The following is a 20,731-nucleotide window of genomic DNA, read 5'->3' on the forward strand; positions in this document are numbered from 1 at the left end:
GCGAGCGACGGTGGCGCTGATGCAGGTGATGGCGCGGGCTTGCCGGCACGATCACCTGGGCCGACTGCGTCGGGAGGACCTGGCCAGCTGGCATCGGGACCTGCCGGACCAGGCGATGCCCGCCAGCTCCGCCAGGTCCCGATGCCAGCTGGCCAGGTCCTCCCGACGCAGTCGGCCCAGGTGATCGTGCCCGCAAGCCCGCGCCATCACCTGCATCAGCGCCACCGTCGCTCGCAGGAAGCGCTCCAGCCGCAGGGCGGCATGCTCCACCTCCAGCCGGCGACGCAGCTGAGGGTCCTGGGTGGCCACCCCGGCCGGGCAGCGGTTGGTGTGGCAGATGCGGGAGCCGACGCAGCCGATCGCCTGGATCGCGGCATTGGCCAGGGCGACCCCATCGGCCCCCAGGGCCAGGGCCTTGATGCAGTCCGCCGGGGTGCGCAGACCGCCGGTGACGATCAGCGTGACCTGCCCGCCGACGCCGCTTCGGTCGAGATGGGCCCGGGCCCGGGCCAGGGCAGGAATGGTGGGCACGGCGATGTGATCGCGGAAGAGCAGCGGAGCCCCGCCGGTGCCGCCGCCACGACCGTCGAGGATCAGGTAATCGACCCCGGCCTCGAGGGCGAAATCGAGATCATGCTCGATGTGCTGGGCACTCAGCTTCATGCCCACCGGGATGCCGCCGCTGAGCTCCCGCACCCGATCGCCGAAGGCGCGGAAATCGGCCGGGCTGTGGAGATCGCTGAACACAGCTGGGGAACAGGACGGCTGTCCCTCCGGGATGCCGCGGATCTCGGCGATGCGGGCGGTGACCTTGGCGCCGGGCAGATGGCTGCCGGTGCCGGTCTTGGCGGCCTGGCCGGCCTTGAAATGGAAGGCCTGCACCTGCGAGAGCACCTCCTCGCGGTAGCCGAACATCGCCGGCGCGAGCTCGTAGAGATAGCGGTGATTGGCGGCCTGCTCCTCGGGCAGCATGCCCCCTTCGCCGGAGCAGATGCCCGTGCCGGCCCGCTCCGCGCCCGTCGCCAGGGCCTGCTTGGCCTCCTCGGAGAGGGCACCGAAGCTCATGTCCGACACCAGCAGGGGGATCTCCAGCCGCAGGGGACGCCGCGCCCGGGGACCGATCACCAGCTCCGTGCCGACTGCCGCGTCGCCAGCTAGGGGCCGACGGGCCAGCTGGGCCGTGAGGATCTGGATGTCGTCCCAGAGGGGGAGGAGGGAGCGCGGCACCCCCATGGCCGCCACCGGCCCCTCGGCCCCCATGCGATCGAGACCATGCTCGGCGAGCTGGTGGATCAGCTCCAGGTTGGGCTCTTCCGCCGTGGCCCGGGGCTCAGGCATCCCGTGGTGGTCGGGTTCCTCGGGGTCCGCATCGTTGCCGTCACCTTCTTCAGTGCCGTCACCTTCGCCGTCAGCGTCGACGGAGAAGGTGGTGCCCACCCGATCGGCGGGGACGCGGGTATGGGTGCCATCGCAGTAGGGGGGCGTGGCGGTCTGCTTGCAGCGGCACAGGAGCGCCTTGCCGCCTCTCTCGGCCACGAAGGCGAGGGGAGTGAAGCCGCTGCCCTCGTGGGATCCATCGCAGAACGGTTGATCCGATGAGCGGCCGCAGGCGCAATAGAAGTAGTCCTTTCCCTCCTCCAGGTTCACGCTGATGGGCGTCGTGGCGGCAACCGTCGGTGCAGACATCGGAGGTTTCCCAGAGGTTCGAAGGCCGGTGGCCTGTTCCCAGTGTGAGGGCCCTGGATCCGAGCCAGGATCCGAAGATCCGAGCCGGACATCGATCCGACCTTCCCTGTGTCACGCCATCGTCGCCTGCCCGGTGAGCCTGCGCCTGGGGCCCATGGGACCTGGTCGTTAAGGTGATCGCAGGCCTGCCTGAGAGGGCAGTACCGACGCGCCGAACCGCCATCAGGCTGCCGGCGACCAGATGTCAGCGGAGGATGGGCATGGGGCTGCGCAGCACCCTGCGATACGCCGCCCTGGCTCTCCTGCTGGTGGGTCTGATCGTCTCCGGGGGGCTGCGGGCGCAACGGCAGGAGCCCGTGATCGTCACGGCGCTGATGCCGGCGCCGTTTGCGGAGGCCACAGCACCGATCGTGGAGCGCTTCAACCGCCGCCACCCGGGCATCGAGTTGCGGGTGAACCGGGGGCCCTTCGAGACCGAGGCCATCTCCGATCTGGCGATCAGCAGCCTGCTGCTGGGGGACAGCCCCTATGACCTGCTGCTGATGGATGTCACCTGGACGCCGAAGTACGCCGCGGCGGGCTGGCTTGCGCCCCTGGAGCCGCTGCTGGGGGAGGACGCCCTCGCCGGGGTGGTGCCGGGCGCCAGGGAGGGCAACCGCTTCGATGGCCACCTCTGGCGGATCCCACTGGTGGCCGACATGGGTCTGCTCTACTGGCGCACCGATCTGATGGCGGCGCCCCCGCGCACCCCCGACGAGCTGATGGCCACCGCCGGCGCACTGCAGCGGGCTGGCCGGGTGCGCTGGGGCTACGTCTGGCAGGGCCGCCAGTACGAGGGACTGAGCTGCGTGTTTCTGGAGGTGCTGCGTGGCTTCGGCGGGCAGTGGCTTTCCGCCTCGGCTGATCGAGTGGAGCTGGGCAGCCCGGCGGGGGTGGCCGCGGCCTCCTGGCTGCGGCAGCTGATTGATCTGGGCATCACCCCCCGGGCGGTGGCCAATTTCGCCGAACCGGAGGCTCTGCAGAGCTTCGAGGCCGGCGATGCCGCCCTGATGCGCAACTGGCCCTACGCCTGGGCCGAGCTGCAGAAACCCGGCAGCCAGGTCAGGGGGAAGGTGGGCGTGACCACGATGGTGGCCGCTCCCGGGGGCAGCCCAGCCGCCACCCAGGGCAGCTGGGGCTTCTCCTTGGTGAGCCAGAGCCCCCATCCCCGCGAGGCTGCGCTGGTGATCGCCGCCCTCACGGCACCGGGGGTTCAGAAGGACCTGGCAAGGCGGCTGGGTTACACCCCCACCCTCTCGGCCCTGTTCGAGGACCCGGAGCTGGTGGCGGCGAACCCGGTGCTGCCGGAACTGCGACGGGCGCTGGAGGCCACGGTGCTGCGTCCGCTCAGCCCGCTCTATGCCCAGCTCAGCGACATCCTGCAGCGGCAGCTCAGCGAGGTGATCACCGGCGAGCGGGAGCCCGCCGAGGGCATGGAGCGGGCCCAGCGCCTCAGCAACCAGCTGCTGCGGGCCAGCGGCGTGGGGGCCAGTGGCGTGGAGGCGAGGTCATGACCCTGCTGCTCACCCTGCCCGCCCTGCTGCTGCTGGCGCTGGTCTTTGCCGTGCCGCTGCTGCGTTACGGCTGGCTCAGCTTCCACGCCGACTCAGTGATCACCGGCCTGCAGCCGGTGCCCAACGGCGGCGCCAACTGGCTGCGCCTGATCGAGGACGAGCGCTTCTGGCAGGACACCGTTCAGACCCTGCGTTTCGCTGGGCTGTCGGTGGCGCTGGAGCTGCTGCTGGGGCTGGCCCTGGCCTTGCTGCTGCACCAGAGCTGGCGTGGCCGCACGGCGGTGCGCACGATCACTCTGCTGCCCTGGGCCCTTCCCACCGCAGTGATGGCCTTGGGCTGGCGCTGGATCTTCAACGATCCCTACGGACCGATCAACGCCCTGGTGCAGGCGCTGGGACTGCCGGCGCTGCCCTTCCTGAGCAGCCCTGCCAGCACCTGGCTCGTGGTGGTGCTCGCGGATGTCTGGAAGACCACGCCCTTCGTGGCCCTGTTGTTGCTGGCCGGGCTGCAGTCGATCCCCACCGACCTCTACGAGGCCTTCGCCCTCGAGGGCGGCACGTCGGCTCAGGCCCTGCGTCAGATCACCCTGCCGCTGCTGTTGCCCTATGCCTTCCTTGCCGTGCTGTTCCGCCTCGCCCAGGCCCTGGGGGTGTTCGATCTGGTGCAGATCCTCACCGGCGGAGGGCCGGCAGGGAGCACCGAAACCCTGGCTCTCTATTCCTACCTCTCGGCCATGCGTTTTCTCGATTTCGGCTACAGCGCCACCGTGATGCTGGGGATGTTCGTGCTGTTGCTGGGGCTCACCGCCGCTCTGCTGCTGGGCCGGCGCTGGCTGGCGGGGGGGAGGTCCTGATGCGGTTCCGTCGCCTGGCCGTGCTGCTCGTGCTGCTCTGGAGCCTGCTGCCCCTGCTCTGGCAGCTGTACACCTCCCTGCGCACGGGTTCGGCCCTGATCACTCCCCAGCCGGGCCTGGCGGGCTGGACCCTGGAGAACTACAGCCAGATCCTCTCGGGTGATCCACCCTTCTGGCGCTTCCTGCTCAACAGCACGGTGGTGGGACTGGCCAGCACCGCCCTGACCCTGCTGCTGGCCATCCCCTGCGCCTATGGATTGCAGCGGCAGCCGGCCAGGACGCGGGCGGTGCTGAGCGGTGTACTGCTCGCTGCGGCGGTCTTCCCCTATGTGCTGCTCTTCCTGGCGCTGCTCGAGCTGGCCCGGCGTTTTGGGCTGGCCAACCAACTGCTGGCGTTGAGCCTGCCCTATGCCGGCCTCTCGCTTCCCCTGGCGGTGCTGCTCCTGGGGGCGGCGTTCCGGGATCTGCCGCCGGAGCTGGAGGAGTCTGCCGTGCTGGAGGGCCTCAACCTCTGGCAGCGGCTGCGCTGGGTGCTGTTGCCGCTGATCGCCCCCGCCAGCGCCAGCACCGGGCTGCTGGTGTTCCTGTTCAGCTGGAACGAATATCCGATCGCTCTCACCTGGATCAGCCGCCAGGAGCTGCTCACCCTGCCCATCGCCATCGCCCGCATCGCCGGTTCCTCCGTGTACACCGTTCCCTATGGCGCCTTCGCGGCGGCCACCGTGCTGGGCAGCCTGCCGCTGCTGGCCCTGGTGGTGGTCTTCCAGAAACCGATCGTGGCGGGTCTGACCCAGGGGGCCGTCAAATGAGCAGCGTTCAGCGGCCTCAGGGCCTGGTGCTTGAGGCGCTGGAGCGTCGCGTCGGCAGCAACCTTGTGCTCGACGGCCTCAACCTCAGCGTGGCGCCTGGGGAATGCCTGGCGCTGCTGGGCCCCAGCGGCTGCGGCAAGACCACCACCCTGCGCCTGATCGCCGGGCTCGATCAGCCCAGCGCCGGCCGCATCCGCCTCGATGGCGACGACATCACCCGGCAGCCGCCCAGCCGCAGGGAGGTGGGGATGGTGTTCCAGAGCTATGCCCTCTACCCCCACCTCACGGTGGAGCGGAACCTCTCCCTGGGGATGGAGCTCCGCGGCCTCCCCCGAGGGCGGATCGCGGAGCAGATCAGCTCGGTGCTGGAGCTGTTGCAACTGGAGCCCCAGCGCCGGCGCCGGCCGGCGGAGCTCTCAGGCGGCCAGCGCCAGCGGGTGGCCCTGGCCCGGGCCCTGGTGCGCAAGCCGCGGCTGTTTCTGCTCGATGAGCCGATGAGCAACCTCGATGCCCAGTTGCGCGAAGACCTGCGCGCAGAGCTGCGCCTGCTGCTCTGCGGCGGCCCCCAGCCGGTGGTTTATGTGACCCACGATCAGCAGGAGGCCATGGGCCTGGCCGACCGCATCGCCGTGCTGCACCAGGGACGGCTGCAGCAGATCGGCACCCCCCGCGAGCTCTACGACGAGCCCGCCAACCTGTTCGTGGCCGGCTTCATCGGCCGCCCGCGCATCAATGTGCTGCCCGCCGAAGCCGGCCGCATCCGGGCGGTCCGTCCGGAACACCTGGAGCCTGTGGCGGAGGGGGGGCTGCCGGCCCGGGTTCTGCTGCGTGAGTGGCAGGGGGCCAGCCAGCTGCTCCAGCTCGACACGCCCCACGGCCGCTGGCGCATGGTCTGTGATGGCCGGGTGGAGGTGAGCGAAACCATGGGGTTGGGCTGGCCGGTGGCGCGGGAACTGTGCTTTGAGGCCGGCAGCGGCCGGCGGCTGGCCTAGCGCAGCTCCGCCTCCAGCAGGCCCAGCCAGGTCTCCGGCAGGTCCCAGTGGCGGGCTCCCCGCAGGATGGCCGCGGCGTAGTCGCCGCCGGCGCTCAGCCCCGGGGCGCGCCAGGCGGAAGTGGGCACGTAGGTGAGGGCGTCGAGGCGCTCACCAGCGCCGGTGATCACCTGGACCCGCTGATGGCGGTAGTGACCGGCCGCCACACCTTCGCAGTGGTCGAGGGCGGCCCGATCATCCGGGCTGTGGTGGTGCACCACGCCCCAGCAGTGGGCGCCGCTGTGGCGCACGAGCCCAGCGGCGCCTTCCCCCGGGGCGCGGCCCAGCCGCCGCTTGTTGATCCCCCAGCGCCAGCCCTCCAGCCGCGCCACCAGGCCGCTGCCATCCCAGCGGGGGCAGCGCCGCGCCAGCTGGGCGGGGCAGAGGTTCGAGCCGTAGCTGAACACCGGGGTGCTCCCCCAGTCGCCGTAGGGCACCAGCGGCAGGCCGATCACCTGCTCGTGGCGGCCCAGGTACAGCCAGGCCCGGCTGCCGTCGCTCAGCCGCCAGCGCTGGCGTCGGTACTCGCGGGGAACGTCTTCAAGCTGATCGAGCCGGGACAGGCCGCTCGCCTCCAGGGCATACAGCTCGCCATGGATCAGCGCGGGTTCCGGTGGTGCCCGGGGCTCATCCGGTTCCGGCTCAGCGGCGGCGGCGGCCACCGCCATCGGGTAGGGCCCGAGGTCGTGCAGCCGGGCTCCCACGAGGCGCCGCCGTCCGAGGAAGCGGCTGCCGTCGAGCCAGGGGTGGTTGGGCTCCCCCCGCTTCAGGCTCCCGTAGACAAACACCTGCTCGGACATCGCGCGCTGGGCTGCTGCCTCGCTTCACCCGGGGAGGGGGTCGGCCAGCTCGATGCCCCACTCCAGGCGGATGGCCGGATTGCTCAGCTCCCAGGCGTGCTCCTGAGCGGCCAGTGGCGCGGTGCGGTTGCCGTGCTCGAGCCCTCGCCGGCTCAGTTCCCCGCGCACTTCAGCCTGGAAGCAGCGGGTCTCGCGCAGCAGATCCGCCACCCGCTGAGGCCCCCCCAGCACCTTCTGCATCGCCCCCTGGCCGCTGGAGAGCTGGAGGGTGGCGAGATGGTCCTCGAGCCAGGCCCATTCGTAGGGGAGCATGGCGTCGCTGCAGGCCTGCAGGCGCTCGCGGTAGGTCTGCAGATGCTCCTCGAGCACCCGCTCGCTCAGGGGGCTGTAGGGAACGGCGAGCGGCTCGTGGCCGGATTCGCTGGCTCCGGAGCGCTCCCGCAGCCGGATCATGATCTCGCGCAGATAGCTCATGGCGCCGCGATCGCTGACGTCAGAGGCTAAGCCGGGCGGTGTCATCCGGATCGAGCGGCAGCCCCCGCAGGGCCAGGGCGCCACGGCGGGCGGCCAGCAGCAGGGGGTAGAGCCTGCGGCTGCGCTCCTCTTCGCCAAACACTGCCGTGAGCAGGCTCAGCAGGGTGGAACTCGGCCGCAACTGGGCGCAGAGCCGCTGCACAGCCTCGGCCCCATGCCAGCAGTTCTCTCCCTCGATCAGCACCGCTCCCCTGGCCAGATCGAAACCCCGTGCTTTGAGCTGCCGTCGCAGGGCGTGATCGGCGCGGCCATCGATGATCCGCAGCTGAGGCAGACCCCCGCGCAGTTCGCCCATGGCGGCAAAGGCGCTGCAGAAGGGACAGCCGCCGTCGAATACCAGCTGGATGGTGCCGGGTTCAGCGCTGGCGGGTGTCGTTGAAGCGGCTGAAATCAAGACAGCGAAACTCGCTCTGGTCATCTCTGACGATATCCACGAAGGTTTCGTCGAAGCGGATCTGGCTGCTGTTGTACGAGGCGCGTTTGTACACCGGGCTGCGCACCGTTTCATCGACACCCTCGAACGCCACCAGCACTTCCCCGTGGGCGGCACGCAACTGGGCCTGGCCCAGGCCATGCAGGGGGCTGTCGGGACCGATCGGGTGCATCACCGTCCACATCAGCTGGAACAGGAAGGCCTGGCCGCGCACCAGATCCAGCCGGTGCAGGCGGCGCATCGTTTCGCCTTCGGCGCTGCGTTCATCGATAGCCAGATAGGCCTGCACCTGCGCGCTGACCAGATTGTTGTGGTGCACGTTGGCGATGCGGAAGGTGAGGCAGGGCCTCCCATCCCAGGGCTGGACCGTGGCCACTTCGCTGAAGCGGATCTCCGCCCGGCTGCGGGAGAAGCGGGCGAACACCAGGCCGGTGGTCATGGCCGTGAACACCAGGCTCACGAAGGCCTGCAGGGTGACCAGTCCGTTCACCAGCGGCGAAACGGGGTGGAGGACGCCGTAACCGATCGAGCCCAGGGTCTGAACGCTGAAGAAGAAGGCGTCGCTGAAGCCCGCCACCTGGCCCTGGGGCAGTCCGCCGATGCCGGGGGCATCCAGCAGATAGAGCAGGGCGAAGACGATGTTGGTGCCCAGGTAGGCCAGGGCGATCAGCAGCAGGAAGCCCGGCCAGGGCACCTTGAGCATCAGCCGGTAGGGCTCCCGCCACTGGCTGATCAGGCTGTCGATGTTGTCGGCGCGGTAGACGCCATCGAGCTTGAGCAGGCGCACGGGGCGCAGGCGGCTCGATCGGGTCCGCTGGGAACGGAAGGGATTCATGGCTTTGGAGGCGGGGAGGCAGGAGAGCGCTTAGTTGCAGACGGCACCCCCAGCAGGTGATTGGCCCGCTCGGCCAGAGTCCTGATCTCCTTGAGGGTGCCGAGTATCTCCGGCTGGGTGTCGCGAATCAGACGGAGGGCGGCTTCAGTGGCTGCCTGGGCTTCCACGCTGGTGGTTTCCAGACGCTGGCCGGTGCGCGTGAACTCCTGAAGCGTCTCCCTGGCGGTGGCCGCGGTGGCGCCCGATTCCCGCCCGATCTGCCGGCTGAGCTGGCTCACATCCCGGAGCGTGCCGTTGAAGGTGGCGACGGCACCGGGAAGGTCCCGCTCCGCCATGGCGGCGGTGCCCTGGAGCGCACGGTTCAGCACCAGGCGGGTCTCCCCCAGCTGCACCAGCAGCTTGGCCAGGTCGGGCGACGCATCAAAGGGGATCAGCCTGTCGGTCCGGGGTCGGGTCTGACCGTCCCTGGCGGGATCGGCGCTCAGGGCGATCAGGCTGCTGCCGATCAATCCTTCCTGGTAGACGGTGGCTCTGGTGGCGGGGCCGACCAGCGGCTGGTAGCGCTCGGCGATTCGCAGGTCGACCAGCACGCCGCCATCGGGACCGAGCTGCACCGACTCCACCCGTCCAACCCGGTAGCCGGAGATCGTCACATGCACGCCAGGCCAGATGCCGGTGGCGTTGTCGGTGCGGAAGCGCAGCGCGAAGCTCGACCCAAGCCAGGCCTGCTGACGCAGAGCCCCCGCCACGATCCAGGTGCCGAAGACCAGGGCACCGAGGACCACCAGCCAGCTGAGCCCTTCGCTGAGCCCTAGCCGCCAGCGGCTGTCTGCCGCCAGGGCCGGGGGATCGGTCGGGTGTTCAGTCATCCGATCGGGGGAAGGTTGGGGGGCATCAGGATCGCGAGCAGAGCCTCCAGAGCGAGGATCGCCAGGATGGCCTCCACCGTGGCGGCGGCAATGCGGTGCGGCAACTCTTCGGGCCGCTGGCGGCAGCGGCGGCCCTGCCGGGCGCAAAGCCACGCGCTCACCGCAGCCAGGCCGGCCCCGTGCAGGGTCGCCTTCACCATCGCCTGGGGGGTGAGCAGCGCCAGCAGGGGCGGCAGTTGCCTCAGGGGGTCGGGCACCGAGGTGGCCAGGGCACCGGCCAGCATCGCGGCGCCCAGGAAATAGGGGATCAGCAGGGTGGTGCAGACCGCAGCGGTGGCCATGCCGGAGGCCAGCTCCCAGTGGGCTCCACGGGGGTGGGGGCGGGATGCTTCGCCCACCCGCAGGGGGGCGCAGCAGCAGATCCACAGCAGGGTGACGGCGAGGGGTGCCACGAGATGGACCAGCGCCACCATCAAGGCTTCCAGGCTGAGGGCGGCGCGCTGGTCGAGGAGGTCGACCAGCAGGTGAATCAGACCCACGCCCAGTGCGGCGGCCAGCACCAGGGTCAGGGGGACGGAGGCGAGCAGTTCGCGTCGGATCCGCTCCACCATCTCCAGCATGTGGAGTCCAGGTTAACCAGGGTTGTCTCAGCCCAGCTCCAGGCAGGCCAGTCCGTAGATGTCCTGCAGTGGCAGCTCAGGAGGGGTTCCCCGGTACATGCGCACGGTGCGCCCGGCGACCTGGAATCCGCGCTGCTCCAGCAGGCGATGGGCCCTGGGATTGGCTTCGGGGGCATCGATCAGCACCGGTCCGCTCCGCTCTGAACAAAGCTGATCGAGCAAGGCGCCGGCGAGCAGCGGAGCATCCGCGAGCAGGGGGCCCAGCCGCCAGCCCACGGCGCCGGTGTCATCGGGGAGCAGGCAGGGCCTGATCCGCCCGAAGCCGCGGCAGCAACCCAGGTCATCGCGCACCAGCTCCACGGTGCCGCTGCCCTGCCGCAGCCATTCCCCCAGGAAGTGGGGGCGCGGCGTGGCTTCATGGCGGGCGTCGTAGGTCAGCACCAGCTCGTTGTTGCCGGCATCCGCGCCCAGCTGCGCCGCAGCCAACACGGCATAGCCCGGTGGCAGCTGACCTCCGCTGCAGCGGGTGCGGCTGGCGGATGGAAGACGCCAACGCAGGGTGTCGTAGGCCGCCTTGAAGCCCCAGTGGCTGTAGTCGGTCAGTCGCTCGGGCGCCGCCTCCAGACCGATGCAGGCCACCCCATCGAGATGCGCGAGGGCCTGGCGCCAGAGCGCCACCCCGTAGCCCCGTCCGCGGAAGGCCGGTCGCACAAGGAACAGGCCGATGAATCCATAGTGCTCGTCGTAACGAATTCCCGCCACACATCCCACCGGCTCCTCGCCCAGGACCCCCACCCAGAGACCGGCGGCATCGGTCTGGCGGTACACACCGGCATCGCCCAGTCCGGGGCAGAAGCCCTCCTGCCGGGCCCATTCCGTCACCAGGGGCAGGTGTGATTCGGCCATCGGCCGGATCGTGAAAACAGGACTGGCGACCAACGCGGCGACCCCTGGGATGCCCGATCACCGACATCCTGACCGATTCGTTGTGCTCAGGTCTGGGGCTGGTGATGGCCTCCAGGCAGATGGCTGAGGGGCTGGTGAGTCGCTCCGACTTGAAGATCCATGGCGGTGGTGAGCCCGCCCCGGGAAAACCATGGGGATGATGTGGCCTTCCGTCAAGCGGCTTGCGGCTTGCATTCGGTCATCAGTTTGCAGGGGTTGTTGGCCTGAACTGGGGGCTGTTTGCTGGTCAGAGCATCTGTTCGATTGCTATCATTCGATCGTTCCAAGAAACAAACGTCATGCTCACCGGACCTGACCTGCTCGCCAAGGTGAAGGAGATGGGTGATGCCTCCAAATCCGACCTGGTGCGCAGCTGCGGCTACGTGAGTTCCAAGAAAGACGGCAGTGAGCGGCTCAACTTCACCGCCTTCTACGAAGCGCTCCTGGAGGCCAAGGGTGTCAGCCTCGGCGTCGGCGGTGGCGGCGGTGCCGGCAAGAGTGGCCGCAAGCTCAGCTACGTCACCAAGGTTCAGTTCAACGGCAACCTGCTGATCGGCAAGGCCTACACCGCCCTGATCGACCTCAAGCCCGGCGATGAGTTCCAGATCAAGCTTGGCCGCAAGCAGATCCGCCTCGTCCCTGTCGGGGGCGACGACGAAGACGAGTGATCCGCTGAGCGCGGCGGTGAGCCATCGCCTTGCCGCAGAAGGGGTTTGGCCCCTGCCATCAGTTCGCTGAGGACTGCAGCCTTCAATCGAGGGCTGCAGGGCCTCTCCTCCGTGCGCTCAGCCTCTCCGCCGCCAGAGACCGAGCCATTCGTTATCCCGGCTGGGCAGCCCGCCTTGAGCGGGCCCTCACACCTCGGCCTCAAAGCCGGCGCCCTCCAGCAGCTGGCTCACCTGCTCAGGTTGAGAGCCGAATGGTGGACCGCCGCTGCGGGAGTGGCACCAGAGCAGTCCCAGAAACCAGCCTCCCGGGGCCACCAGTTCCCCCATGCTCCTGGCATAGGCTCCGCGCCGGGCTGATCCAGTTTGCGGGCCTCGCGCAGCGCTTCAGTGCTGATGTCGATCCCTGTCATCGAGAAGTCGCGCTCCGCCAACAGCCGCGCTTCATGGCCGCGGCCGCAATCGGGCATCAGCAACCGGCCCGGAGGCTGGGGTGCCAGAGGATGCTCGTGGAGAAAATGCTGTAGAGGCGGAGCGGCCTGGTCCAGGTCTCATCCATCACGACCCTGCAGGTGGCGCTCATCCCAGGCCTTCGGCGTCAGGTCAATGTCTCGCGTCGTCATGGGCCAGATCCGGTGAAAACGGCCTTGGGGGGATGGGCGGTAATCCGGTGTTGGACGAGCCCAGAATCGAGCCGCCGCAGGCAAGTTTCGGCCTTAAGGTCAATGGATGACCGCACCAGAACTCACCCTTCTCTACGACGGAGCCTGTCCACTCTGCAGGCGTGAGGTGGAGATTCTCAGCCACCGCGATGGTGACCGCGGAGCGATTCGCTTCGTCGATATTGATGATCCCCTCTATGACCCTGCCGCCTTCCAGGGGATCAGCTATCGCGAGGCGATGGGCCGCGTTCATGGGATCACCGCCGATGGCCGCGTGCTGCGCGATCTGGCGGTGTTTCAGGAGGCCTACCGCCAGGTGGGGCTCGGTTGGATCTACGCCCCAATCGACTGGCCCGTGATCGGCTCCCTGGCCCAGGTGGTCTATCGACTCTGGGCGCGTCTACGGCTGCGCATCACCGGTCGCCCCGATCTCGACACCCTCTGCGCCGGGCGGGAGGGTGTCGCCTGCCGAACCACCGTTGCTGCCCGCTGATCGTGGCCTTTGACACCCCCGCGGCCTGGGCAACCCGATCCATTGAGGTTGCGGCGAACCCAGGGCAGAGCTGGCCAGGGATCCTGTGGCCAGTGGCGCTCAATGGGAAGACAGCCGAGTTGGCTACCCCATTGATCACGCGGTGAGGGGGTGTTGAGCCGAGCTGGGGAGAGTCCTGGAGAGGTGGGAATGCCCGTGACGTCGAAGAGCTCGGTACTGGCAGAGCTCGGCTCGGGCAACGGCGCTGTCCAATGTCCAGGTCACCGTGGTGATGGGACGATGAGCTGGTGGCAGGGGCCACCCGGTGCATCGGCCTTGGGATCGCCTTGGGCCTCGGCGAAGCGGGAGCCACGATGCAGGTCACGGGGCGCAGCGCGGATTCCGCCAGCTGCACGGATCCGGTGGGCGGCTGCCTGGCGTCAACCCGACAACTCATTGGACTCCCCCGTCAACTCAGAATGCCAGTACGTCGATCGCTGGCATGTTCACAGTTGCCCTTCCCCTGGCGCTTGCCTTCATCATGCTTTCCCTGGGGATTTCCCTGACTCCAGCCGACTTCGGCTTTTCGCTGCGCCGGCCCCATCCTCTGCTGGCGGGTGTGCTTTGCCAGGTCGTGCTGCTGCCGCTGGTTGCCTTTCTGCTGATCCGTTTGTTCAGCCTTCCAGGAGAACTGGGCGTGGGGGTACTTGTGCTGGCCTGCTGTCCAGGGGGTATCACTTCAAACGTGATGACCCGTCTGGCGCGAGGTGACGTGGCACTTTCAATCTCCTTCACAGCCCTCGCAAGCCTGATCACCACCATCACTCTGCCCCTGATCCTGACTGTGGGGGGGCGAGCCCTGATGGGGACGGCCCTCCCAACCGTGAGCATCACTGGACTAGGCCTGAAGATGTTCGTGATGACAACTCTGCCTGTGCTGGTGGGTGTGTACCTGCGACAGCGGAGGCAGGCGCTGGCCCAGCGCTGGGAGCGTCCCTGCGAACGGATGGCCACGGCCCTGTTCTTTCTCATTCTGGCGATCACGATCCTCAGTGAATGGCAGACGTTGATCGATAACCTCACTTCCCTTGGGCCAGTGTTGCTGGTGCTCAACGTGGGGATGCTGGCCATCGGGACAGCCGTGGCCCAGATCTTTCGCCTTCCGGCCAGCCAGGTGAGCTGTGTTGCCATCGAAAGCGGCTTCCAGAACGGCACGGTGGGCATCGCGGTGGGAGCCCTGTTGGTGCAGGCCTCCAGGTCGGGAGGGGGGCTGTCGGCCTATAGCCTTCCTTCGGCGGTCTACGGGGTGCTGATGATGGTCACCATCCTTCCCTACCTGGTTTGGCGGCGTTCGATCCAGCCCACGGCTGATCCGTCTGTGATCGAGCCGTAACGGCTCCTGCCGTGCCAGCCCGCACGGCCTTGGTTGAACTTTCCTGGGGGGCAGTCCACAGATCCACGCCATTGTTCTGGCCTGGGGGCCGCGCCCCTGGTATGGCTGCCAACCGCCATCCAGGCCCTGCCGTTCCAGCCGCCCCTCTGCGCAAAGCGCTCGCATCGGCAACTCGCGCACACGCCAGCCACTCTTCGCTCCTCCTCTGTGAACGAGTACTGCAGCCTGGAATCCAACTGTTTCACCCTGGCGGACCGAGTCAGCCAGGTACTCGGCTGCGTCAAGCTCTGAGCTGGTCATCCCTTCCACAAATACCCATCGAGTTTTCGTCAACTCTCCGGTGGTCAGTAGTCCCTCTCTCGTCTGCTTCTAGAAATCAGATTCCGCATCAGGCTGGAATGGCTTGGACCAAACTGCTGGCTGCAAGGTTGCCAGGGAAATCAGAATGCCAAATCCGTAGCAAGTCCTTGTCATGCTTGGGGCGTCGAATGTTTTGCCTGCGAGAGTTTCATTTCAGAAAGGAATAGACGTAGCAAGTCGTTATTCAAGGATTGGGCCGACTGAGATGGATGGCGTTTGTTGCATAGATTCGCCCCCAGGCAGGTGGATTGTCCCTGCAGCTCGCTCTCCCTCAGTCAACGAAGCGCTTGTACAGCCAGCGCACAAACCCCCCCACGACAGGAACCGGTGAAAAGGTCGGCCCCACGAAGTCGAAGTAGTCGCGGTGGTCGACGATCTTGCCTGCTTCGTTGATCAGCAATCGGGTCGTGCCGGGGTAGATGAACTCGATGCCCTTGATCTTCAGCCCCATCTCCCACTCAATGAAGGCTGTCCTGCCGTCGATCGCGATCGCCCCCGGCTTCAGAGACACGTCATCGCAGCGTTTCACCAGGCCCTCCTGTGCCTCGATGTAGGCCGCAAGCCCATGGCGCTCCTGGGTGGGGTCCTGAAAATGCACGTCTTCGGCATAGACGGCGCGCCACTGTTCTTCTCCCGGGGGCGGAGTGCCGTACGGCTTGGTGAACAGGGCCCGCAGGCTGGTGTCATCCATGGCGATGGTGGTGAAAGCATCCATTCCAGCGGCCACGCTCAGCCACGGTGGACTGCACCATGTGGTGCGGATGCGCGATGCCGGGTTCGAACCAGCGACATCCTGCTTGTAAGGCAGGCGCTCTACCGCTGAGCTAATCGCGCTTACAGGCATTCTGCCCCCACACCAGCAGCCTGCCCCCGCCATGGCCAGTGGCCGCAGCCATGACCGTGCCACCTGGCTGCTGAGCCTGCCCTTCGGGCTGCTGTGGTGGCCGTGGCTGGGGCTGGCGGGGGTGGCCAGCGCAGCCGGCGGCTTCCTGGCGGGTGGCCTCTGGCTCTCCCCCGACCTCGACACCCGCTCCAACCCCAGCCGGCGCTGGGGCCCGCTCGCTCTGCTCTGGTGGCCCTACCGCCGCGGGCTGCGCCACCGCTCCTTGCTCTCCCATAGTCCACTGCTGGGTTCTGCGTTCCGGCTGGCTTACCTGGCGGTGTTGGTGCTGGCGCTGAGTGTGCTGCTGTCGCCCCTGGGAGTCCCGGGCCCCGGGCGGTTGCTCCAGGCGGGGCGAGGGCTCTGGGAGCAGCAGCGGCCCCTGCTGCTGGCTGCGCTGGTGGGGGTGGAGGCCAGCAGCTGGCTGCATCTGCTCCAGGACGGTGACCCGCTGCCGCGCCAGCCCCGGTTGCTGCGGCGGAAGCGGAAACGGCGTTAGGACGGTGGTCCTGTGGCCCAGCGGCCCGTGATCGGCCCCGATTCCCGCTTCGATTCCGCTGCCCCGGGACCCACCCTGGAGGCCCTCGCCGGGCTGATCGCCGTGGTGGCGCAGCTGCGCGATCCGCAAGCCGGCTGCCCCTGGGACCTCGAGCAGACCCATGCCTCCCTGGTGCCCTATGTGCTGGAGGAGGCCCATGAGGTGGCCGACGCCATTCGCCATGGCGACGACCCGCATCTGGCGGAGGAACTGGGTGATCTGCTGCTGCAGGTGCTGCTGCATGCCCAGATCGCCAGCGAGGCGGGCCGCTTCGATCTCACTGCGATCAGCCGTGGCCTTCACGACAAGCTGGTGCGCCGCCATCCCCATGTGTTTGCGGCGCCGGCCACCACCGCCAACCGGGGGCTGGCCGGCGACAGCGCCGCAGTGAAGGTCAGCTGGGAGGCCATCAAGGCCGGCGAAGCCAGCGCCAGGGAGACAGCCAGCGCCGACGGAACCACTTCCGCAGACCAGGGCGAACCGTCCAGCAGCCCTCTCAGCGATCGCCTGGCCGGCAAGGTGCGGGGCCAGCCCGCCCTGGCCGGTGCCATGACCATCTCGCGCAAGGCCGCCGCCGCCGGTTTCGAGTGGGAGTCGATCGAAGGGGTGTGGGAGAAGGTGCACGAGGAGCTCGATGAGCTCAAGCAGGCTGTGGCCAGCGGCGACAAGGTCCACGCCCAGGAGGAGCTGGGGGATGTGCTCTTCACCCTGGTGAACGTGGCCCGCTGGTGTGGCCTTGATCCGGAGGCCGGCCTGGCGGGCACCAACCGCCGCTTCCTGGATCGCTTCTCCCGCGTGGAGGCGGCCCTTGGCGGGACCCTTCAGGGCCAGAGCCTCGCTGAGCTGGAGGCCCTCTGGCAGCAGGCCAAGGCCCAGATCCGCGTCGAGACCGAAGGCCGGAACGCCTTGGCCTGAGCCGCCCGCTCCAGCGGTTCAGTCGTCGGGCAGCGGGGGCCGCGAGCGGCGCTGGCCCTTGATCGCCCCCCGTTGCTTCTTGGCACTCAGGCGCCGTTCCACCGACCCCCGGGTGGGCTTGGTGCGCCGGCGGGGCGGTGGTGGAGGTTCGATGGCGGAGCGCAGCAGCTCCGCCAGCCGCCGCAGGGCGGCCTGGCGGTTCTGCCACTGGGAGCGGTGCTCCGACGCCGTGAGCAGCAGCGCGCCATCCAGCAGGCGCCCCTCCAGCCGCCGCAGGGCCCGAGCCTTGAGCAGGGGCGGCAGCGCCGTGGTGGCCGCCAGATCGAACACCAGCTCCACCCGTGAATCGGTGGTGTTCACCCCCTGGCCGCCCGGCCCCGAGGAGCGGGAGAAGCGCCAGCTCAGCTCGGCCGCCGGGATCACCAGCTGCTCGTTCAGAGGCAGGTCAGGCATCGATCGCCCCTGGGTGACTCACAGCAGCGAGACCGCGCCGCTGGCGATGTCGAAGCAGGCGGGCTGGATCTTCAGCCGCCCGGCGCTCACCGCTTCCCGCAGGAGGGCGCTGCGCCGGCTCAGCTCCTGGGCGGAGTGGCAGGCGTTGTGGCGGATCGCCAGGCTGAGGTCGTCGCCCGGCACCAGCGCCGCCCGGATCGGCGTGACCAGGTGCTCCAGCAGCGGGGTGAGCGGTGCCTCGGCCAGGGCGGCGGTGACGGCGCCGCAGCCGCTGTGGCCCATCACCAGGATCAGGGGCACCGCCAGCTCCGCCACCGCGTACTCCAGCGAGGCGACGCCGTCGTCGAAGGCGGTGTTGCCCGCGCAGCGCACATCGAACAGTTCCCCGGATCCCGACACGAAGATCCACTCCGGAGACACCCGGGAATCAGCGCAGCTCAGCAGGGCCGCCCAGGGCCGCTGGCCGCTGGCCATGGCGCTGGGGTCCACCTGACAACTGCTCTGCCAGAGGGTATTCATCAGCGCGGTGCGCTCCTGGGGGCTGCCGGCCCTGGCGGCGGCCTGCCAGGCGCGGCTGAACTGACCATTGCGGCGCAGCAGGCTGCCGAGCGGATCGTCGTGGGGCGAGCATGCCGTGAGGCTGTGCTCAAGCTCAGGGGTGAGCGGGCCGGCCTCCGCCCGGGCTGGACTCAGCTCCGGCAGGGCCAGGGCTCCGGCTGCCAGGCCCGCGCGCTGCAGCCATTCCCGTCTGGAAAGCGTCATCGGCTCAGGTTCCTCGATGGTGCGGGCCCAGGGACGTCTGGGTGACAGGGTGCTCCTCTGGAGGCTTAGCTAGGGCGGCTCCGGGAGTCAGCAGCCATGGATCCAACCGCTGGCTGGGTTGATGAAATTCACCAGGGTGTCCGCTACGGCCTCGAAGCCGAGGTGCTGCTGGAGCAGTCCAGCCCTTACCAGAGGGTCACGATCATCGAGAGCCGGCGCTATGGCAAGGGGCTGCTGCTCGATGGCTGCTGGATGACGGCCGAGCGCCAGGAGCGTCACTATCACGAGCCGCTGGTGCATCCGGCCCTCTGTGCCGCCGCCAGCCTCGAGCGGGTGCTCGTGATCGGCGGTGGCGACGGTGGCACGGCGCGGGAGTGCCTGCGCCACCCAGGCGTGCGCCACCTCGATCTGGTGGAGATCGACGGGCTGGTGGTGGAGTGCGCCCAGCGTTACCTGCCCTCCCTCGGTGGCGGCTGCTGGGACGACCCCCGCTTTCAGCTCACGGTGGGGGATGGCATCGCCTGGGTGTCGGCGGCTGCCGCCGCCAGCTACGACGTGGTGATCGTCGACGGCTCTGACCCCGCAGGCCCCGCTGAGGGCCTGTTCAATCGGGCCTTCTTCCAGCAGTGCCGCCGCCTGCTGCGGCCCGGAGGGGTGTTCGCCACCCAGAGCGAATCCCCCGAGGCCTTCCGCGAGGTGCACCTGGCCACCGTGCGGCTGCTGCGGGAGGTGTTCGGCCACGCCGATCCGCTCTATGGCTGGGTGCCGATGTACCCCAGCGGCTGGTGGAGCTGGACCTTCGCGGCCGTCGACGGCCCCCGCTATCTGGAGCCCAGGCCCGAGCGGGCCGAGGCGGTGGCGGCCGGCTGTGAGATCTGGTCGCCCCGCTGGCAGCGCGGTGCCTTCGAGGCCATTCCGGCCGGCATCGAGCGGGCCCTTGACCACCCCCAGGCCTGAGCCGATGGCTGTTTCCGCTGCACTGGATCGTCTCGAGTCCGACCTGTTCGATCGCGATGGCGCCATCTTCATGGGATCGCGGCGCGACCCCGAGGGTTGCCGGGTGGCCCTCTTCGGGGTGCCCTACGACGGCACCACCTCCTTCAGGCCGGGCACCCGCTTCGGGCCGGCGGCGATCCGGGAGGTGAGCAGCGGGCTGGAAACCTACGACCCCCAGCTGGATCTCGATCTCGACGACCTCGCCTTCGCGGATCTGGGGGCGGTGGCCATTCCCTTCGGTGCGCCCGAGCCGGTGGTGGCCGCTGTCGGAGAGGCCACCAGTGCGGTGCTGGAGCTGGGGCTGCGGCCGCTGATGCTCGGCGGTGAGCACTCGATCAGCAGTGGCGCGGTAGCCGCCGTGGCCGCCCGCCATCCCGACCTGGTCCTGGTGCAGCTCGATGCCCACGCCGATCTGCGCCAGAGCTGGCTGGGGGCACGACACAGCCACGCCTGTGCGATGCGCCGCTGCCTGGAGGTGCTCCCCTCCGGCGATCTGCTCCAGGTGGCGATCCGCAGCGGCACCCGCGAGGAGTTCGAGGAGCTGCGCCGCAGTGGCCGGCTGGTGGGGCAGGGCCCGGGCCTGTCGCTGCAGCCCGAGCGGCTGCAGGCGGAGCTCGCTGCAGCCCTCGCGCCCCTGCGGGGCCGGCCGATCTACCTCACCGTCGACCTCGACTGGTTCGATCCAGCCGTGCTGCCCGGCACCGGCACCCCCGAGCCCGGGGGCTACCACTGGGGCCACTTCGCGGGGCTGCTGGAGGAACTGCGCCACCACCAGCTGGTGGCCGCCGATGTGGTCGAACTCGCCCCCGGCCTGGATCCCACTGGCGTGAGCGCGGTGCTGGCGGCGAAGGTGACCCGCAGCCTGCTGCTGCTGCTGGGCCAGGCTCAGTAGGAGTAGGAGCCGCTGGACCGTTGCTCCCGCAGCCGTTCGTGCTGCTGCCCGATCAGCACCACCGCCAGTGTGGGGTGGTTGTGCAGCAGGTTGAGGAAGTTCAATCGCTCCAGCTTCACCAGTTCCACCGGGGTGCGGGCGATGGCCTCGTTGCGGAAGTAGCCGCCGCGCCAGGCGATGTCTTCGTAGCTGAACAGCTCGCCGTGGCGGTAGCAGAGGCGATTTCTGGAGGCGTCGATCAGTTCGACGATGCCCTTGCGGACTCCGTAGATGGCGCGGGCGAGATCACCTGGGTGAAAGATATGGGAGCCCGTGGGCAGGGTGAGGGTCTCTCCGTCCACCTGGGACGCCATCAGTTCAACCGGCGTTGCGGGTGCGAGTGCAACCAATCAACTACCTCCATTAAGGGATCAGAGAGCTCAGCATGGCGTGCGCTGCGCTGTTCAGTTGGCTATGTGGATGACACGATGCGGCGAAAATGCAGCCAAATCAATCCATGCCCGGCTGAAGCTCAGCTGGCGGCCACCAGCAGGTCGGTGAGAGCGAGCTGGCGGTTGGCAGGTATCGGTATCGCCACCTGGGAGTGGTCGACGCTGGGCAAGCGGGGCGGACGAGGGGTCCAGTGGTGGCACCAGAGATCCGCGGCCAGTTCGGGGTGGATCGCCAGCCGTCGCATCTGGCACCAGCTTTGCTCCGCGCCGAAGGACTCCTCGGGAGCGTGGCAGTGGTTGCAGCTACGACAGTTCGGGCGCTGGCCCATGGGCACGACCCATT

The 20,731-nt window shown here is 68.8% G+C and carries 25 protein-coding genes, 1 tRNA gene and 1 pseudogene; 11 read left to right on the forward strand and 16 right to left on the reverse strand.

The window, feature by feature from the left end:
• Positions 1–51: 51 nt before the first annotated feature.
• A complete protein-coding gene (locus WH5701_RS13165; RefSeq protein WP_050751555.1) occupies positions 52–1,686 on the reverse strand; it encodes a glutamate synthase-related protein in 1,635 nt (544 codons plus the stop codon).
• Positions 1,687–1,946: 260 nt separating this feature from the next.
• Here WH5701_RS13165 and WH5701_RS13170 point away from each other — a divergent pair, with 260 nt between their 5' ends.
• Genes WH5701_RS13170 through WH5701_RS13185 form a run of 4 tightly spaced genes read left to right on the forward strand, consistent with a single transcriptional unit; the run spans position 1,947 to position 5,894 of the window.
• Positions 1,947–3,239 (forward strand): ABC transporter substrate-binding protein, encoded by a 1,293-nt coding sequence (locus tag WH5701_RS13170; protein ID WP_006172970.1) that lies wholly within the window; start codon positions 1,947–1,949, stop codon positions 3,237–3,239.
• The gene (locus WH5701_RS13175) at positions 3,236–4,093 is read left to right on the forward strand and encodes a carbohydrate ABC transporter permease (protein ID WP_006172971.1); all 858 of its coding nucleotides are present in this window, start codon (positions 3,236–3,238) and stop codon (positions 4,091–4,093) included. The genes WH5701_RS13170 and WH5701_RS13175 overlap by 4 nt, the downstream gene beginning before the upstream one ends.
• A complete protein-coding gene (locus tag WH5701_RS13180) occupies positions 4,093–4,902 on the forward strand; it encodes a carbohydrate ABC transporter permease (RefSeq protein ID WP_006172972.1) in 810 nt (269 codons plus the stop codon). The genes WH5701_RS13175 and WH5701_RS13180 overlap by 1 nt, the downstream gene beginning before the upstream one ends.
• On the forward strand, positions 4,899–5,894 hold the full coding sequence (locus tag WH5701_RS13185) for an ABC transporter ATP-binding protein (RefSeq protein WP_006172973.1): 996 nt from the start codon (positions 4,899–4,901) through the stop codon (positions 5,892–5,894). Before WH5701_RS13180 ends, WH5701_RS13185 begins: the two co-directional genes overlap by 4 nt.
• Here WH5701_RS13185 and WH5701_RS15855 read toward each other — a convergent pair.
• Genes WH5701_RS15855 through WH5701_RS13220 form a run of 7 tightly spaced genes read right to left on the reverse strand, consistent with a single transcriptional unit; the run spans position 5,891 to position 10,930 of the window.
• Positions 5,891–6,733, reverse strand: a complete 843-nt coding sequence (locus WH5701_RS15855; RefSeq protein WP_006172974.1) for a gamma-glutamylcyclotransferase — start codon at positions 6,731–6,733, stop codon at positions 5,891–5,893. The two genes, WH5701_RS13185 and WH5701_RS15855, sit on opposite strands and share 4 nt — an antisense overlap.
• 24 nt (positions 6,734–6,757) lie before the next feature.
• Positions 6,758–7,207: a hypothetical protein gene (locus WH5701_RS13195; protein ID WP_006172975.1), complete on the reverse strand. Its 450-nt coding sequence runs from the start codon at positions 7,205–7,207 to the stop codon at positions 6,758–6,760.
• A 19-nt stretch (positions 7,208–7,226) separates the two neighbouring features.
• Positions 7,227–7,661 (reverse strand): DCC1-like thiol-disulfide oxidoreductase family protein, encoded by a 435-nt coding sequence (locus WH5701_RS13200; RefSeq protein ID WP_006172976.1) that lies wholly within the window; start codon positions 7,659–7,661, stop codon positions 7,227–7,229.
• Positions 7,624–8,535, reverse strand: coding sequence for an ion channel (locus WH5701_RS13205; protein WP_006172977.1), 912 nt, complete (start codon positions 8,533–8,535; stop codon positions 7,624–7,626). The genes WH5701_RS13200 and WH5701_RS13205 overlap by 38 nt, the downstream gene beginning before the upstream one ends.
• Positions 8,532–9,404, reverse strand: coding sequence for an MlaD family protein (locus tag WH5701_RS13210; RefSeq protein ID WP_006172978.1), 873 nt, complete (start codon positions 9,402–9,404; stop codon positions 8,532–8,534). The genes WH5701_RS13205 and WH5701_RS13210 overlap by 4 nt, the downstream gene beginning before the upstream one ends.
• Positions 9,401–10,024 (reverse strand): ABC transporter permease, encoded by a 624-nt coding sequence (locus tag WH5701_RS13215; protein ID WP_006172979.1) that lies wholly within the window; start codon positions 10,022–10,024, stop codon positions 9,401–9,403. Before WH5701_RS13215 ends, WH5701_RS13210 begins: the two co-directional genes overlap by 4 nt.
• A 27-nt stretch (positions 10,025–10,051) precedes the next feature.
• Positions 10,052–10,930 carry a GNAT family N-acetyltransferase gene (locus WH5701_RS13220; protein WP_006172980.1) on the reverse strand — a complete coding sequence of 293 codons (879 nt, stop codon included), beginning with the start codon at positions 10,928–10,930 and terminating at the stop codon, positions 10,052–10,054.
• A gap of 338 nt (positions 10,931–11,268) precedes the next feature.
• Between WH5701_RS13220 and WH5701_RS13225 the strand changes: the two genes are divergently transcribed.
• Complete coding sequence (locus WH5701_RS13225; RefSeq protein ID WP_006172981.1) at positions 11,269–11,637, forward strand: AbrB family transcriptional regulator; 369 nt, start codon at positions 11,269–11,271, stop codon at positions 11,635–11,637.
• Positions 11,638–11,823: 186 nt separating this feature from the next.
• On the opposite strand, the gene WH5701_RS18475 is transcribed toward WH5701_RS13225, so the two are convergent.
• Both WH5701_RS18475 and WH5701_RS18825 read right to left on the reverse strand, forming a co-directional pair.
• The gene (locus WH5701_RS18475; protein WP_006172982.1) at positions 11,824–11,964 is read right to left on the reverse strand and encodes a hypothetical protein; all 141 of its coding nucleotides are present in this window, start codon (positions 11,962–11,964) and stop codon (positions 11,824–11,826) included.
• A 101-nt stretch (positions 11,965–12,065) separates the two neighbouring features.
• Positions 12,066–12,182, reverse strand: a pseudogene (locus WH5701_RS18825) (thiol methyltransferase); the annotation flags it as partial.
• Positions 12,183–12,363: 181 nt separating this feature from the next.
• Between WH5701_RS18825 and WH5701_RS13230 the strand changes: the two are divergent.
• Together WH5701_RS13230 and WH5701_RS13235 are read left to right on the forward strand one after the other, a co-directional pair.
• Positions 12,364–12,789 (forward strand): thiol-disulfide oxidoreductase DCC family protein, encoded by a 426-nt coding sequence (locus WH5701_RS13230; protein ID WP_006172984.1) that lies wholly within the window; start codon positions 12,364–12,366, stop codon positions 12,787–12,789.
• A 481-nt stretch (positions 12,790–13,270) separates the two neighbouring features.
• Entirely contained in the window at positions 13,271–14,161 is an 891-nt protein-coding gene (locus tag WH5701_RS13235; RefSeq protein ID WP_006172985.1) for a bile acid:sodium symporter family protein, read from the forward strand.
• A gap of 631 nt (positions 14,162–14,792) precedes the next feature.
• Here the strand turns inward: WH5701_RS13235 and WH5701_RS13240 are convergent.
• Positions 14,793–15,212: a nuclear transport factor 2 family protein gene (locus WH5701_RS13240; RefSeq protein ID WP_037981509.1), complete on the reverse strand. Its 420-nt coding sequence runs from the start codon at positions 15,210–15,212 to the stop codon at positions 14,793–14,795.
• A 71-nt stretch (positions 15,213–15,283) separates the two neighbouring features.
• A tRNA-Val gene (locus WH5701_RS13245) sits at positions 15,284–15,355 on the reverse strand.
• Positions 15,356–15,396: 41 nt separating this feature from the next.
• On the opposite strand from WH5701_RS13245, the gene WH5701_RS13250 reads away from it, so the two are divergent.
• Together WH5701_RS13250 and mazG are read left to right on the forward strand one after the other, a co-directional pair.
• Positions 15,397–15,900: a metal-binding protein gene (locus WH5701_RS13250; RefSeq protein WP_006172987.1), complete on the forward strand. Its 504-nt coding sequence runs from the start codon at positions 15,397–15,399 to the stop codon at positions 15,898–15,900.
• Between the two features lie 12 nt (positions 15,901–15,912).
• Positions 15,913–16,854 carry a nucleoside triphosphate pyrophosphohydrolase gene (mazG, locus tag WH5701_RS13255; protein ID WP_006172988.1) on the forward strand — a complete coding sequence of 314 codons (942 nt, stop codon included), beginning with the start codon at positions 15,913–15,915 and terminating at the stop codon, positions 16,852–16,854.
• An 18-nt stretch (positions 16,855–16,872) separates the two neighbouring features.
• Here the strand turns inward: mazG and arfB are convergent, their stop codons facing one another.
• Both arfB and WH5701_RS13265 read right to left on the reverse strand, forming a co-directional pair.
• Positions 16,873–17,307 (reverse strand): alternative ribosome rescue aminoacyl-tRNA hydrolase ArfB, encoded by a 435-nt coding sequence (gene arfB, locus WH5701_RS13260; protein WP_006172989.1) that lies wholly within the window; start codon positions 17,305–17,307, stop codon positions 16,873–16,875.
• A gap of 18 nt (positions 17,308–17,325) precedes the next feature.
• On the reverse strand, positions 17,326–18,069 hold the full coding sequence (locus tag WH5701_RS13265; protein WP_006172990.1) for a carbonic anhydrase: 744 nt from the start codon (positions 18,067–18,069) through the stop codon (positions 17,326–17,328).
• Positions 18,070–18,165: 96 nt separating this feature from the next.
• On the opposite strand from WH5701_RS13265, the gene speE reads away from it, so the two are divergent.
• Positions 18,166–19,026 carry a polyamine aminopropyltransferase gene (speE, locus tag WH5701_RS13270; protein ID WP_006172991.1) on the forward strand — a complete coding sequence of 287 codons (861 nt, stop codon included), beginning with the start codon at positions 18,166–18,168 and terminating at the stop codon, positions 19,024–19,026.
• Positions 19,027–19,030: 4 nt separating this feature from the next.
• The gene (gene speB / locus WH5701_RS13275; protein WP_006172992.1) at positions 19,031–19,957 is read left to right on the forward strand and encodes an agmatinase; all 927 of its coding nucleotides are present in this window, start codon (positions 19,031–19,033) and stop codon (positions 19,955–19,957) included.
• Here speB and WH5701_RS13280 read toward each other — a convergent pair.
• Complete coding sequence (locus tag WH5701_RS13280) at positions 19,951–20,310, reverse strand: cyclic nucleotide-binding domain-containing protein (RefSeq protein ID WP_006172993.1); 360 nt, start codon at positions 20,308–20,310, stop codon at positions 19,951–19,953. The two genes, speB and WH5701_RS13280, sit on opposite strands and share 7 nt — an antisense overlap.
• A gap of 158 nt (positions 20,311–20,468) precedes the next feature.
• Positions 20,469–20,717 carry a hypothetical protein gene (locus tag WH5701_RS13285; RefSeq protein ID WP_006172994.1) on the reverse strand — a complete coding sequence of 83 codons (249 nt, stop codon included), beginning with the start codon at positions 20,715–20,717 and terminating at the stop codon, positions 20,469–20,471.
• Positions 20,718–20,731 lie beyond the last annotated feature (14 nt).

This window comes from Synechococcus sp. WH 5701 (assembly GCF_000153045.1).
GTDB classification, from domain to species: Bacteria; Cyanobacteriota; Cyanobacteriia; order PCC-6307; family Cyanobiaceae; genus Regnicoccus_A; species Regnicoccus_A antarcticus.

Bases quoted from the DNA above. Each gene is read 5' to 3' on its own strand.
- WH5701_RS13285 (WP_006172994.1), bottom strand. From the start codon at position 20,717: ATGGGCCAGCGCCCGAACTGTCGTAGCTGCAACCACTGCCACGCTCCC.
- WH5701_RS13165 (WP_050751555.1), bottom strand. From the start codon at position 1,686: ATGTCTGCACCGACGGTTGCCGCCACGACGCCCATCAGCGTGAACCTG.
- WH5701_RS13215 (WP_006172979.1), bottom strand. From the start codon at position 10,024: ATGCTGGAGATGGTGGAGCGGATCCGACGCGAACTGCTCGCCTCCGTC.
- WH5701_RS13240 (WP_037981509.1), bottom strand. From the start codon at position 15,212: ATGGATGACACCAGCCTGCGGGCCCTGTTCACCAAGCCGTACGGCACT.
- WH5701_RS13210 (WP_006172978.1), bottom strand. From the start codon at position 9,404: ATGACTGAACACCCGACCGATCCCCCGGCCCTGGCGGCAGACAGCCGC.
- WH5701_RS13235 (WP_006172985.1), top strand. From the start codon at position 13,271: ATGTTCACAGTTGCCCTTCCCCTGGCGCTTGCCTTCATCATGCTTTCC.
- speB (WP_006172992.1), top strand. From the start codon at position 19,031: ATGGCTGTTTCCGCTGCACTGGATCGTCTCGAGTCCGACCTGTTCGAT.
- WH5701_RS13185 (WP_006172973.1), top strand. From the start codon at position 4,899: ATGAGCAGCGTTCAGCGGCCTCAGGGCCTGGTGCTTGAGGCGCTGGAG.
- WH5701_RS13180 (WP_006172972.1), top strand. From the start codon at position 4,093: ATGCGGTTCCGTCGCCTGGCCGTGCTGCTCGTGCTGCTCTGGAGCCTG.
- WH5701_RS13220 (WP_006172980.1), bottom strand. From the start codon at position 10,930: ATGGCCGAATCACACCTGCCCCTGGTGACGGAATGGGCCCGGCAGGAG.
- WH5701_RS13230 (WP_006172984.1), top strand. From the start codon at position 12,364: ATGACCGCACCAGAACTCACCCTTCTCTACGACGGAGCCTGTCCACTC.
- WH5701_RS13265 (WP_006172990.1), bottom strand. From the start codon at position 18,069: ATGACGCTTTCCAGACGGGAATGGCTGCAGCGCGCGGGCCTGGCAGCC.
- WH5701_RS13250 (WP_006172987.1), top strand. From the start codon at position 15,397: ATGGCCAGTGGCCGCAGCCATGACCGTGCCACCTGGCTGCTGAGCCTG.
- speE (WP_006172991.1), top strand. From the start codon at position 18,166: ATGGATCCAACCGCTGGCTGGGTTGATGAAATTCACCAGGGTGTCCGC.
- WH5701_RS18475 (WP_006172982.1), bottom strand. From the start codon at position 11,964: ATGGGGGAACTGGTGGCCCCGGGAGGCTGGTTTCTGGGACTGCTCTGG.
- arfB (WP_006172989.1), bottom strand. From the start codon at position 17,307: ATGCCTGACCTGCCTCTGAACGAGCAGCTGGTGATCCCGGCGGCCGAG.
- WH5701_RS13175 (WP_006172971.1), top strand. From the start codon at position 3,236: ATGACCCTGCTGCTCACCCTGCCCGCCCTGCTGCTGCTGGCGCTGGTC.
- WH5701_RS13225 (WP_006172981.1), top strand. From the start codon at position 11,269: ATGCTCACCGGACCTGACCTGCTCGCCAAGGTGAAGGAGATGGGTGAT.
- WH5701_RS13170 (WP_006172970.1), top strand. From the start codon at position 1,947: ATGGGGCTGCGCAGCACCCTGCGATACGCCGCCCTGGCTCTCCTGCTG.
- WH5701_RS13195 (WP_006172975.1), bottom strand. From the start codon at position 7,207: ATGAGCTATCTGCGCGAGATCATGATCCGGCTGCGGGAGCGCTCCGGA.
- WH5701_RS13280 (WP_006172993.1), bottom strand. From the start codon at position 20,310: ATGGCGTCCCAGGTGGACGGAGAGACCCTCACCCTGCCCACGGGCTCC.
- WH5701_RS15855 (WP_006172974.1), bottom strand. From the start codon at position 6,733: ATGTCCGAGCAGGTGTTTGTCTACGGGAGCCTGAAGCGGGGGGAGCCC.
- WH5701_RS13205 (WP_006172977.1), bottom strand. From the start codon at position 8,535: ATGAATCCCTTCCGTTCCCAGCGGACCCGATCGAGCCGCCTGCGCCCC.